General features: G+C 65.5%; 9 protein-coding genes. 3 read left to right on the top strand and 6 right to left on the bottom strand.

The genetic code is table 11. From position 1 onward, the window contains the following. Positions 1–335 precede the first annotated feature (335 nt). Both DXT59_RS00520 and DXT59_RS00515 read left to right on the top strand, forming a co-directional pair. On the top strand, positions 336–725 hold the full coding sequence (locus DXT59_RS00520; RefSeq protein WP_116134840.1) for a DUF3022 domain-containing protein: 390 nt from the start codon (positions 336–338) through the stop codon (positions 723–725). Between the two features lie 65 nt (positions 726–790). Then, a complete protein-coding gene (locus DXT59_RS00515) occupies positions 791–3,385 on the top strand; it encodes an ATP-binding cassette domain-containing protein (protein WP_116134838.1) in 2,595 nt (864 codons plus the stop codon). Here DXT59_RS00515 and DXT59_RS00510 read toward each other — a convergent pair. Further along, positions 3,382–4,095 carry a succinate dehydrogenase/fumarate reductase iron-sulfur subunit gene (locus DXT59_RS00510; RefSeq protein ID WP_116134836.1) on the bottom strand — a complete coding sequence of 238 codons (714 nt, stop codon included), beginning with the start codon at positions 4,093–4,095 and terminating at the stop codon, positions 3,382–3,384. The two genes, DXT59_RS00515 and DXT59_RS00510, sit on opposite strands and share 4 nt — an antisense overlap. Before the next feature lie 174 nt (positions 4,096–4,269). On the opposite strand from DXT59_RS00510, the gene DXT59_RS00505 reads away from it, so the two are divergent. Further along, positions 4,270–5,484 (top strand): zinc-dependent alcohol dehydrogenase, encoded by a 1,215-nt coding sequence (locus tag DXT59_RS00505; protein WP_116134846.1) that lies wholly within the window; start codon positions 4,270–4,272, stop codon positions 5,482–5,484. Positions 5,485–5,495: 11 nt separating this feature from the next. Here the strand turns inward: DXT59_RS00505 and DXT59_RS00500 are convergent, their stop codons facing one another. From DXT59_RS00500 to DXT59_RS00480, 5 genes are read right to left on the bottom strand one after another with little or no spacing between them, the layout of a single operon-like run. Beyond that, a complete protein-coding gene (locus DXT59_RS00500) occupies positions 5,496–6,488 on the bottom strand; it encodes a UDP-glucuronic acid decarboxylase family protein (protein WP_116134834.1) in 993 nt (330 codons plus the stop codon). 49 nt (positions 6,489–6,537) lie between these two features. Then, positions 6,538–7,491 (bottom strand): glycosyltransferase, encoded by a 954-nt coding sequence (locus tag DXT59_RS00495; RefSeq protein WP_116134832.1) that lies wholly within the window; start codon positions 7,489–7,491, stop codon positions 6,538–6,540. Beyond that, positions 7,481–8,620, bottom strand: a complete 1,140-nt coding sequence (locus DXT59_RS00490) for a glycosyltransferase family 9 protein (protein ID WP_116134830.1) — start codon at positions 8,618–8,620, stop codon at positions 7,481–7,483. The genes DXT59_RS00495 and DXT59_RS00490 overlap by 11 nt, the downstream gene beginning before the upstream one ends. Beyond that, entirely contained in the window at positions 8,620–9,669 is a 1,050-nt protein-coding gene (locus DXT59_RS00485) for a glycosyltransferase family 2 protein (RefSeq protein ID WP_420823351.1), read from the bottom strand. The genes DXT59_RS00490 and DXT59_RS00485 overlap by 1 nt, the downstream gene beginning before the upstream one ends. After that, the gene (locus tag DXT59_RS00480; RefSeq protein WP_116134828.1) at positions 9,666–11,417 is read right to left on the bottom strand and encodes a carbamoyltransferase family protein; all 1,752 of its coding nucleotides are present in this window, start codon (positions 11,415–11,417) and stop codon (positions 9,666–9,668) included. Before DXT59_RS00480 ends, DXT59_RS00485 begins: the two co-directional genes overlap by 4 nt. Positions 11,418–11,436 lie beyond the last annotated feature (19 nt).

Genomic DNA, 11,436 nt, shown 5'->3' with positions numbered 1-11,436 from the left:
CCGCCGCACCCGCGGTCCCGCCGCCCGAGCCGCCGGCCCCGCCGGCACCGCCGGCACCGCCCGCGCTTTGAGCATAAGCACCGCCCGCGCACGCAATCGCGAGCAACGAAACCAGCAGCGTCTTCTTGGTCGAAGTCTTCATGATGGTCCTCCGTTCAAATGGTTGCGAAATGCGCGTCCTATTTCAACTTCGCACGCACAGTCAGCTTGCTGCAAGGGACATGCCGCGAACGGCTGCGAACGGCGACACTCGACGCTGGAACGCGCATTGCGTCTATCCTGCATTAGACATGCGCGGTGTTCGTGCGCGCCCCTAACCGTGAAGAGGAGAGCCGATGACCGAATCGCTCGACACACGGCAAAGCCTTGCCGAAATCGAACATGCTCTGTTCAAGAGTTTCCCGTTCCCATCCGCGTCGATCACGCACGTCACCAACTCCGGCGGCGTCGTGACGATCCAGATCTCGTGGGTTGCGTCGGCCGGCAGCACGAGCATTCTCGATTCGCGTTGCGCGCTGAGCCTCGTGATCGAACCGAGCGTCGTCGAGCGTTATGCCGCGCTGCCCGGAGCGAAGCGGCTCCAAGCACGGGAGGCGTTGCGCGGCCATGCCGAGGACGCGCTGCGCCGTCATATGCCCGCCGGCGGCACGAACCTCGATGAGTGCAACGTGATCGTCGGCGTCGACGAGTCGATCTTGGCCGACGACCAACGAGGGCGGGCGTGAAACGGATCGGACGACGCATACAGGCAAGAGTCAAGGGGCGCATCGCGGCCGATCTGTGGGCCGCCATGTGGCGGTATCGCAAACAGACGTTCGGCGCCGCGGCATTGATGATCGTCGCCAAGCTCGCGGGGGTGTCGGTGCCGCTCGCGTTGCGCGAGATCATCGACGATCTCGGGCACCGCACGGCGCTGGCCTTGTTTCCGGTTTTTCTCGTGCTGGGCTATGCGTTGCTGCGTTTTATCGGCGATGCGTTGGGCGAAGCGCGCGACGTCGTCTTCAGTACCGTCACGCAGCATACGGTAGCGGGACTCGCGGAGCGCACGTTCGCGCGTTTGCACCGCCTCGGCGCCCGCTACCACTCGCAGCGCGAGACGGGCTCGATCGTGCGCGACGTGCAGAAGGGCACCGACGGCGTCGGTTATCTGCTCGGGGTGGGGCTCTTTACCATCTTGCCCGCCTTGATCGAAATCGGCACCGTGATCGCCATCATTGCCAGCAATTTCACGGTGGCTTTCATTTGGATCATCGCGGCGACGCTCGTGGGCTACGCGACCTACACGGTCATCTTCACGCGCCGGCGCATGCTCGTGCAGCGGGAGGTCAACCGCTTGGAGGCGGCATCCGACAGCCGGCTCGTCGACAGCATGCTCAACTACGACACCGTGAAGTACTTCGCCGCGGAAGACCTAGAGACCGCCCGTTACCGCGGCGTGCTCTCGCAATGGATCGTCGCGCGGCTTGCCAATCAGCGCGCGCTCACCGCGCTGCATTTGGGGCAAAGCGCGATCGTGTGCCTCGGCATCGCCGTGATGATGCTGCTCGCGGTGCAGTACGTCGTCGCGGGGCGGATGACGCTCGGCGATCTCGTCCTCGTGAACGCGTACATCGTGCAGGTCTGCATGCCGCTCAATACGCTCGGGTTCGTGTTTCGCGAAACGAACGATGCCCTCGTCAACGTGGAGCGGATGTTCGTCGTGCTGGCTGCCGATAGCCTGGAAGGCGGCGACGCGACGGTCGACGAAGATCGCGACGAGCCCGGCGCCATGCCGCTCGTCGTGACGGCCGGCGAGATTGCCTTCGAGCACGTGGAGTTCGGCTACGATCCCGCCCGTCAGATACTGCATGACGTCGATTTCCGCGCGAAGGCGGGGACCACGCTTGCCGTCGTGGGCGGCAGCGGTTCGGGTAAATCGACGCTCATGCGGCTGCTCTTTCGCTTGTACGCCCCCACGAGCGGCCGCATTACGATCGACGGCCAAGACGTGCGGATGGTGACGCGCCATTCGCTGCGCCGCGCGATCGGCATCGTGCCGCAAGACACCGTGCTGTTCAACGACACGATCGCCTACAACATCGGCTACGGGCATCCGAACGCGACGCGCGCCGACATCGTGCGGGCCGCGCGGGCCGCGCAGCTCGATCAATTCGTCGAACGTCTGCCCGATCATTACGACACGCGCGTGGGCGAACGCGGCGTGCGTTTGTCGGGCGGCGAGCGGCAACGGATCGCGATTGCCCGCGCTTTTTTGAAGGACCCGCCGATCATCGTCTTCGATGAGGCGACCTCGGCGCTCGACACGCGTTCGGAGCGCGCGATTCAAAACGAATTCAAACGGCTCGCCGAGGGGCGGACCTCGGTCGTCATCGCGCACCGTCTGTCGACGATCGTCGATGCCGACCATATCCTCGTCATGGACCATGGGCGTATCGTCGAGCAGGGCCGGCACGAGCAATTGCTGGCGCGCGAAGGCGGCGTCTACGCGCGCATGTGGGCGCTGCAGTTGGAACAAGGCGAACTCGAACATACGCAGCGCAAGCTTGCCGCGCAGCCGATGCGCGTGGGCGATCTCGCGGCGGCGATCGGCGCGCGCGTCGCCACCGAGGCGACGAAGCAGGGCATCGATTTCGCTCTGCGCGTGCTCGATCCGGATCTCCCCGTCGCGGGCGAGACCGAGCAGGTCCAGCGCGTCGTGGCGATGCTCTGCGCCAATGAAATCGAGCACGCGCCCGCCGGGGCGCGCGTGGAGTTGCGAGCGCAGCGCGCGAACAATAATGCCTGGCTCGCCGTCGTCGGTTCGCGAGGGGAACCCGCACCCCTATCGGACGAACAGGCGGCCGAAGCCGAGCGCACGTTGGGCGCGGCCGGCGGGACGTTCCAGCCGATGGCCGTCGATGGCCGCGTCGCTTACGTCGCGTGCTTGCCGCTGCTGCCGGTCGTGGGGGCCGACGGCGAGATCGCGCCGGTCGCCCCCGCGGCTGCGCGGCTCGACGGCATCAACGTCCTCGCGATCGACGACGACGAAGAGGCCCGCGATGCGCTGGAAGCGGCGCTGGTCGCGAACGGCGCCCATGTGGAACTCGCCGCCTCGGGCGACGATGCCCTGCGACGCCTGCGCGAAACGGCCCCGTCGAATTGGCCGGGCATCGTCGTATGCGATATCTCGCTGGGGGATCAGGACGGCTGCGATGTGTTGACGGCGATTCGCGACATGGCGCATACCTACGACGGCGCTTCGCCGCCGGCGATCGCGTTGACGGGCCATAGCGACCCGGCCATTCGCGAGCGTACGGCCAAGGCGGGCTTTCGCGCGCACTTCGTCAAGCCGGTACCGATCGACGCGCTGGCCGGGGAGATTCAACGGTTGACCGCGCACGCCTAGATCGCGCGCCGCGTGAGCATCGAGCGGATATGGCCGATCGCCTTGGCCGGGTTGAGCCCTTTGGGGCAGACATCGGCGCAATTCATGATCGTGCGGCATCTAAACAAGCGATAGGCATCTTCGAGGTTGTCGAGGCGCGCGCTGGTTGCTTGATCGCGCGAATCGACGATGAAGCGGTAGGCCTGCAAGAGCCCCGCGGGCCCGACGAACTTGTCCGGATTCCACCAGAAGGTGGGACACGCGCTGGAACAACATGCGCAAAGAATGCATTCGTACAAGCCGTTGAACTCGTCGCGCTCCTCAGGCGACTGCGCCCGCTCCCGTTCGGGCGGCGGATCGTCGTTGACGAGCCAGGGGCGTACCGAATGGTACTGCTTGAAGAACGTCGTCATATCGACGATCAAATCGCGGACGACGGGCAGCCCCGGCAGCGGCCGCAGCACGATGTGCTTGGGCAGCGTCTGCATGTTCGTGAGGCAGGCGAGGCGATTCTTGCCGTTGATGTTCATCGCATCCGACCCGCAAATACCTTCGCGGCAAGAGCGCCGGTACGACAAGGTTTCATCGATTCCTTTCAGACGTGTCAGCACGTCCAACAGCATGCGGTCGGCGCCGGTCAATTCGATCTCGTAACGCTGCATGCGCGGCGCCGCGTCGCGATCCGGGTCGTAGCGATAGATCTCGATCGTGCGGGTGGTGTCTTGGTTCATGGCGGCTCCGGTAGCGTAAGTGGCTCTCGCGCGCGTACGCCGCGCGACTGCCACGCGCAATCGCGCACCGCCCGTGCCCGCTCCAGCGTGGAGCCGAAGCCGCGACGGGCCTTTCGGGACCCCCGCTTGCTTGCCTATGGGACCGTATCCAACCCAGTACGAATGGAGGGCAAGATGAAAGCAGTGGTGTTTCATGGTATCGGCGACATCCGTCTGGACAACGTCCCCGATCCTCAAATGCAGGCCCCGACCGACGCGATCGTGCGCCTGACTTCGAGCGCGATCTGCGGGACCGACTTGCATATGGTGCGCGGGACGTTCAGCGGTATGCAGCCGGCCACGATTCTGGGCCACGAAGGCGTGGGTATCGTCGAGGAAGTCGGCTCGGCCGTGCGCAATCTCGCGAAAGGCGATCGCGTGCTAATTCCGTCGACGATCTCGTGCGGCTACTGTTCGTACTGCCGCTCCGGTTACACGGCGCAGTGCGACAACGCGAATCCCAATGGGCGCCTGGCGGGCACGGCGTTTTTCGGCGGGCCGAAAGACACCGGACCGTTCCAAGGCCTGCAGGCCCAGTACGCGCGCACGCCGCTCGCCGCGGCCAGCCTCGTCCGGTTGCCCGACGACATCGACGACGATCGCGCCATTTTGATGTCCGATATTTTCCCCACGGGCTGGTTCGGCGCGCAACTCGCGCGCGTCGGCATCGGCGATACAGTGGCCGTGTTCGGCGCGGGTCCCGTGGGGCAGTTCGCGATCGCGAGCGCTCGGTTGATGGGTGCCGGCCGTATCTTCGCGATCGACCGGCTCGAATCGCGTCTCGCGATGGCGCGCGCGCAAGGGGCGGAGCCGATCGACTTCGATCGAGAAGATCCCGTCGAGGCGTTGCGAGCGCTGACGGGCGGTATCGGTGTCGATCGCGTGATCGATGCGGTCGGGGTGGATGCCGAGCGCGCGGATAAGGGTCCTGCCGCCGACGCCCAGCAGGGCGAAATGTTCGATGCCGAAGTGAAGGAGGTGGCGCCGGAGCAGGCAAGCAGCGCGCGCGAGGGCGACGGTCAATGGAAGCCCGGCAGCGGCCCGACGCAAGCGATCCAGTGGGCCGTGAAAGCCGTGGCGAAGGCGGGCACGATCGGGGTGATCGGCGTCTATCCGCCGAGCCTCGCGCGCTTTCCGCTCGGCGAGGCTATGAATCGGAATCTACAGATCCACATGGGCAACTGCAACCACCGCTCGATTCTTCCGGAACTCGTCAAACTCGTGCGCAACGGCTCGATCGATCCGCTCTCGATTCTGACCCAGCGCGAGCCGATCATGAACGCGATCGATGCGTATAAAGCGTTCGATAAGCGGCAACCGGGCTGGATCAAGGTGAAGCTGGAACCGTAAGCGCGCCGTCGTCAACGAACGGCCGGAGTTTGCGCGCCGTGCGATTGCGGGCGGCTCGCAAGCCGTTCGCGAAAATGCTCGGCCGTCGCGCGCAGCCCTTCGTCGAGGGACGTGGACGGGGCCCAGTCCAATAGCGCGCGGGCCTTCGAGATGTCGGGTTGACGATGCCAGGGATCGTCGATCGGCAAGGGACGAAACACGATCTCGCTGCCGGAGCCGGTCGCTTGCTTGATATGCTGGGCCAGTTCGAGCATCGTGATCTCGTGAGGATTGCCGAGGTTCACCGGATCGCAGGTGCCGTCGGGCGCGTCCATCAGTCGGATAAAGGCATCGATCAGATCGTCGACGTAACAGAGAGAGCGCGTTTGCGAGCCGTCGCCGTAGACGGTCAGCGGTTCGCCCGAGAGCGCTTGGACCATGAAGTTCGAGACGACGCGCCCGTCCGCCGGATGCATGCGGGGGCCGTACGTGTTGAAGATGCGTGCGATGCGCACTTCCATCCCGTACTGACGGCGATAATCGACGAACAGCGTTTCCGCGCAGCGCTTGCCTTCGTCGTAGCATGAACGCGGCCCGATCGGATTCACGTGTCCCCAGTAGTCTTCCTTCTGCGGGTGGACGCGCGCATCGCCGTACACTTCGCTCGTCGACGCCTGAAAGATCTTCGCGCGCACGCGTTTGGCCAGCCCAAGCATGTTGATCGCGCCGTGCACGCTCGTCTTGGTCGTGCGGACCGGATCGTATTGGTAATGGATGGGCGAGGCCGGGCAGGCGAGGTTATAGATCTCGTCCACTTCGACGTAGAGCGGAAACGTAACGTCGTGCCGCATCAACTCGAAGTTGCTGCGGCCCAGTAAATGCGCGACGTTTTCGCGCGTGCCCGTGAAGAAGTTGTCGACGCACAGCACGTCGTGTCCCGCCTCGACGAGCCGTTCGCAAAGGTGCGAGCCGAGAAAGCCGGCGCCACCCGTAACCAGTATTCGCTTTCGATCGAGTTCTCTCATCGTCGATGGCTCCGTTTGTCCTGTCTGGTGTCGTGCGAAAACGCCGCGTTCACAGCGCGACCTCGCAGAGCACGCTGTTCCAATCGCGCACGAAGCGCTCGATGTTGAATCGGTCGAGAGCGGTGCGCCGGGCGCCTTCACCTAAACGACGCGCTTCGCGCGGATCGGCCAGCAAGGCACGCATGTGATCGACGAGCGTATCGACGTCGCTCGCGACATAGCCGTTTTCTCCGTTGACGATCACCGTGGGCAATTCGGTCGTGGCCAACCCGACGATCGGCATGCCGATCGTCATGGCTTCGATGATCGCGAGGCCCAAGCTCGTCCATCGAATGGGGTTGAAGAAAAACCGATAGCGCGACGTGAATGCGGCGAGATCCAAGTTGCCGATTTCGCCAAGGCCGCCCGCTTGCTTCGCGTTCATGCCGACGAGGTCGAGCGGCACCCGGCCCGACACCGACGCATAGACATCCGAACCCAGGCGGCGCCCGCGCGAGGCCAAGTTGTTGATGACGACGATGCCGCGCTCCAGTTCGCCCGTGTAGCGCACGCCCTTGGGTACCACCACGCCATGCTCGATGACGCGTGTCGGCAACGCGTCGCAATCCCACATCAAGCGATTGAAGTGCGTGACGTGCACCATCAACGTCGATGGATCGTCGACCCAATGGCGCTCGGAGAACGGGTTGTTTTGCGGCGGGTCATGCTCGAGATAGATCGCCGGCAGCTTGCGCTGCGCCTCGGAAAGCACGAGGTGCCGATCGTGCTCCCAATGTTCGCGGTGCTGATAGAGCACGACGTCGAACTCGCGTTGCGCGACGACGGCCGTATCGACTTCATGGACGTTGTCTCCCCAGGGCAGCACGCCCGAGCGCCCCGCATAACCGGGCGGATGACCGGGGCGCGTCACGAGCCAAAAATCGTGCGGCGCTTGGGTGAGGTAATAGAGGTAGTTGCCGTGAACGTGCCAAGTCAGCACGCGCAAACGCCGGTTATGTCGCATGACGCGGCTCCTTTGGGTCACGATGATGCGCGCGCGCGTGCAAGACGCCGGCACCCGCCGGATGGGCGCGCGCGCGATGGGAAAGTTGTTCGAGCGCGGCTTCGACTACGTGCGCGACGCTGACGTTCAGCGCGCATGGATGGCCGTACGGGCAATCGCGAAACGCGCAAGGGCGGCAAGGCGGGTAATCGGCCAGCACGCGGTGACGCGTGCGATCGAGCGGGGCCCAGCGCCGCGTATCGCTGCCCGAGGCGATGACGGTGCTCGGCGTACGCATGGCCGCCGCGACGTGGGAAATGCCGGTGTCGTTGCAGACGACGAGCCGTGCCCGCGCGACGAGCGCGGCGAGTCCACCGAGCGTCGTGGATCCGGTCAGATGCAGAGCGGGCGCCGCCATGGCGCCTAGCACGGCCGCCGTGATCGCCGCTTCGTTCGAGGTGCCGGTGATGGCGATTTGCCAGCCGCGCGAGGACAACGCATCGGCGACTTCCGCGAATCGGGCCGGCGGCCACCGTCGCGACGGCAATTGCGCGCCCGGATGGAGCACGATCAATCGCTCGGGCTCGATGCCGTGCCGTGCTTCCAAAGCCTCGTATTCGCAGCGGTCGTGCAGCGACAGCGGGAACCAGAGGGTCGCGTCATGCGCGTCGATCCCGAGCGCGCGAACGAGCGCCAGGTAGCGGTGAGGCTCCGGCAGATCGTCGGGCCATGCGATGAAACCCGGTTTGGGGGCTTCGTGCGGCTGGTGAAAGCCTGCGCAAACCTGAGCGCCGAATTGCTCGACGATCTCGTTGGCGGGACCGCCGCTACCGTGCATCTGCAATGCGAGATCGAACCGGCGCGCGCGCATGGCCGCGTAGAACTGCGGCAAGCCGGCATCGGTCTCTTCCTGCTCCGGAAACCCGCGCGCGCCGGGGAATACCACGAGCTCGTCGACGAGCGAGGAAAACCGCTCGACGAACCGCGTGGCCCAGGGCAGCCCGACGAGCGTGATATGCGCGTCGGGCCACGCGCGGCGCAGCGCGCGCAAGGCGGGGACCGAGCACAGCATGTCCCCGAGCTGTAGAGCACGGAAGATGGCGACGCGACGCGGCGGCGAGAACGCCGGCGAAGTGGGGGAGAAGCGCATTAGAGGAACCATGTCCTATAGCGAATCGCGCCACGCAGGCGCCAATAGATCGAGAGGAACGGAATCAGCACCGAGGTCGCCGCCATTTCGGCAACATGCGCCGGGGCGAGACTGCGTCCGCGCATGCGCAGCAGAAAGAAGCGCAGCGTAAGCACGAGCCAGACGAGCGCGCCGATACCGGCGATTGCCGTGGCATGCGCCAACGCGCTAGCGATCGCTGTCAGCGCGGCGGCCGTGCTTGCGTAATAGCCGAGCGGCGGCGTACTCGCGATGCGTTGGCGGTAAAGCCCCGGATGTTTGCGATAGAGCAGTGCTTCGAAGGCGCTCTTGCGTTGTTGCGAGAGACTCACACCCCAGCGCGCCGGCCGTACGGGGTGCACGACGAGCGCCTCGGGGGCGCTGACGATGCGCCGGCCCGCCGCGAGCAACGAGAACTGCAAATCGGAGTCCTCGCGCCATGCCGAAGTAAAGCGTTCGTCGAAGCCGTCCACGGCGATGAGCGCGTCGCGGCGGACGAATACGTTGGCCGTGGCGAATTCCGCGCGCGCGAGTCCGCTCGCGTCGTACTCGTAGTCGGTCGGGCGCTCGGGCAGGGGCACCTCGATGGCGCCGGAAGCCGCGCTGGCGCCGTCGGCCATGGCCCGCAGCCCCGCTTCGAGCCAACGGACGTCGGGGATCGTATCGTCGTCGGTAAACGCGATCGTCTCGGCGCGCGCCGCGCGCCAACCGGCGTTGCGCGCCCCCGCCGGGCCCTGCGTCGCCGTGACCGGGACATAGCGCACCTGGAGGCCGCGCGCGCGATGCGCGTCGGCGACGCGTTCGACGAGCGAGCGCGTCGCCTCGTCCGGTCCGTCGTCGCAAACGACGATCTCGTAGCGCGCCGGCGCGAGCGTTTGGCGCACGAGCGCCGTGAGGCAGCGTTCGAGCATCGCAGGCCGGCGCCACGTGGGCACGACGACGGAGATCTCGGGGCACAGCCACGCTTCATCGCGGCCTTCGGCCGTCCCTTGCCGATGAGGCTGCGTGCGAGCGAGCGCTGGAGTGTTCACGAACCGGCTCCTTGCTTGGTGATGAGGAACGGGCCGATGACGAGCGCATCGAGCGGGGAGGTCCAAAACGATTCGAGTGCGTCGCGCGGCGAGTTCACCATGGGCTCGCCGCGCGTGTTGAACGACGTATTGACGAGGATCGGCACACCGGTGCGGGCGTGGAAAGCCGCAAGCAGGTCGTAATAGAGGGGATGCTGCGAGCGATTGACCGTTTGCACCCGCGCGGTACCGTCCACGTGCCGCACCGCCGGAATACGGTCCGCCACTTCGGGCTTCACGTCGAAAATGAACAGCATGAACGGCGCGGTGCGCGCGTTCACGAACCACTCGGCCGCATGCTCCTCCATGACGACGGGCGCGACGGGCCGGAAGTCCTCGCGATCCTTGATCTCGTTGAGCTTCGCTTGCATGCCTGGGTCGATCGGCGAGGCGAGGATCGAGCGGGCACCGAGCGCGCGTGGACCGAATTCGGTGCGTCCCTGATACCAGCCGATGACGTTGCCGGCGGCGAGCAGATCGGCGGTTTCACCGGCCACGTCGGCGAGCCGCTTGAAGGGCACCTTCGACCACCGTAGGAACGATTCGATCTCGTCATCGGGATACGCTGGGCCGAGATACGCGTGATTCATTGTCCAGTGCCGCTTGCGGTCGCCTTTCACGCCGCGTTCGCGCCAATCGATCCATAGCGCCGCGCCTAGGGCGGTGCCCGCATCGCCGGCCGCGGGCTGCACCCAGACCTCGTCGAACGGACCTTCGTCGCGCACGCGAGCGTTCATGACGCAGTTCAGCGCGACTCCTCCCGCCATGCAAAGCTTGGCGAGGCCCGAGCGTTCATGCAGCCAGCGCGCCAGTTCGAGTACGGTTTCCTCCAGCACGGTCTGCAGGGAACTCGCGACGTCGTAGTGATGCTGTTCCAACGGGCCGCCACGTTCGCGCGCGGGCCCGAAACGCTCGACGAGGCGCGGCTCCTCGACGGTATAACTGCCGTTGCCGCGGTAGCGAACGATTTCGCGGAAGGCATCCGCATGAACGGGGCGGCCGAACGCCGCCAACGCCATTACCTTGTACTCGTCCGACGAGTGCAGAAAGCCGAGCCAGGTCGTCACGGCTTCGTAAAGCAAACCGAGCGAATGGGGCAGCTCGACCTGCTTGATTCGTTTGTATTGACCATCGACGAATTGGCCGAGGCTCGTCGTTACCCCTTCACCGCGCCCGTCCATCGTCAGGACGGCCGTATCGTCGAACGGCGCGGCCAAAAACGCGCTGGCCTCGTGCGCGAGATGGTGTTCGACATAGTGCCAAGCGAAACGATGGCCGCCCTCGGGGGGGCGAAAACGCTTGGCGAGATGGTGCGGCGCGCCGTCGATCAGTTGCGCCCGCGCATTGACGATATAACTGACGAAGAGCGGATCCCATGGCGATTCGCCGGGATTGGCCGGGCGCTGCAGACCCGGCTCGAGCGGCAGGGCGATCGTCGCGCCCGCGCGCGAAGGGCCCGGCATCGACGCCAGCAGGGCCGGATCGTAGGAATACGCGACGTGATCGACATCGGCCAAGGTGATGCCGGCTTCCTTCAGGCAATAGTCGATTGCATCGAACGGCATTTGCCAAGTTGAGAAAGGGACAGGCCGCTTGGCATGCTTCACGTGCGTGAAGCGCTCGTCCTCGGCGGCGGCGATCACGACACCGTCCTTGACGAGCGTCGCGGCGCTGTCGTGATAAACGGCATTGATTCCGAGTGTGTACATGGCGGTGTTCGGCTTGAGG

The sequence above is a fragment of the Trinickia diaoshuihuensis genome (assembly GCF_003390925.1).
GTDB classification, from domain to species: domain Bacteria; phylum Pseudomonadota; class Gammaproteobacteria; order Burkholderiales; family Burkholderiaceae; genus Trinickia; species Trinickia diaoshuihuensis.
This window is presented reverse-complemented; position numbering and strand designations above follow the sequence as displayed.